This window comes from Microbulbifer variabilis, assembly GCF_020524905.1.
In the GTDB taxonomy this organism is placed as follows: Bacteria; Pseudomonadota; Gammaproteobacteria; order Pseudomonadales; family Cellvibrionaceae; genus Microbulbifer; species Microbulbifer variabilis_A.
The window spans coordinates 1-1061 of the sequence record NZ_JAIVKI010000058.1; the positions used below are offsets into that span (position 1 = coordinate 1).

The 1061-nt window shown below is 57.4% G+C and carries 1 protein-coding gene; it reads right to left on the reverse strand.

The window, feature by feature from the left end:
- A partial coding sequence (locus LC073_RS21495) for a hypothetical protein (protein ID WP_226649682.1) occupies positions 1 to 1049 on the reverse strand: 1049 nt, incomplete at its 3' end.
- Positions 1050 to 1061 lie beyond the last annotated feature (12 nt).

The window sequence follows — 1061 nt, forward strand, 5'->3', positions numbered from 1 at the left end:
GCACCGATCACGCTGTCGCTGCCATTCAAGGCATTGATGCTGCTGACTCCGGTAAAGGCGATACCGTAGCTGCTGGCGGCATTACTGCCGTCTACGGTAAAGCTATCCGCATTGTTGGTGCCGGTCAGCGCTGCGGTGACTGCACTGACGATGCCATCGAAGGTCAGCGAGCCCGCCGTTACTTGGTTATTGGTGCCGGTCAGGGCCAGGCCATCGCTGTAGGCGCTGGCGTCTAGGCTGTCGTCACCGCCATTGCCGTCTACGGCGGACATGCCGCTAACGCTCAGGTTATAAGCCTCAACATCGCCATCGGATTGCAGCACAAACGCATCCGTGCCACTGGTACCCAGTAGATTGGCATTGACGGCGGTGAGGGACTCTACCTCGGAGAAGCTAATACCGCTGTTGATGGCTTCTTTACTGGTGCCGGTTAAGGTCCAGTCGGCACCATCGGCACCGATCACGCTGTCGCTGCCATCCAAGGCATTGATGCTGCTGACTCCGGTAAAGGCGATACCGTAGCTGCTGGCGGCATTACTGCCGTCTACGGTAAAGCTATCCGCATTGTTGGTACCGGTCAGCGCTGCGGTGACCGCGCTGACGATGCCATCGAAGGTCAGGGAGCCCGCCGTTACCTGGTTATTGGTGCCGGTCAGGGCCAGGCCATCGCTATAGGCGCTGGCGTCCAGGCTGTCGTCACCGCCATTGCCATCCACGGCGGACATACCGCTAATGCTCAGGTCATAAGCCCCTACATCACCATCGGATTGCAGCACAAACGCATCCGTGCCACTGGTACCTAATAGGTTGGCATTGACGGCAGTGAGGGACTCCACCTCGGAGAAGGTGATACCGCTGTTAATAGCTTCTTTACTAGTGCCGGTTAAGGTCCAGTCGGCACCATCAGCACCGATCACGCTGTCGCTACCGCCCTTGGCATCGACACTACTGATACTGCTGAAGGCAATATCATTGGCCGTTAGTGCATTTAGACCGGTAATTTCAAAGGTGTCATCAGCATCCGAGGCTTCTAAACTCCCGCCACTCACAGCTTCGATGCC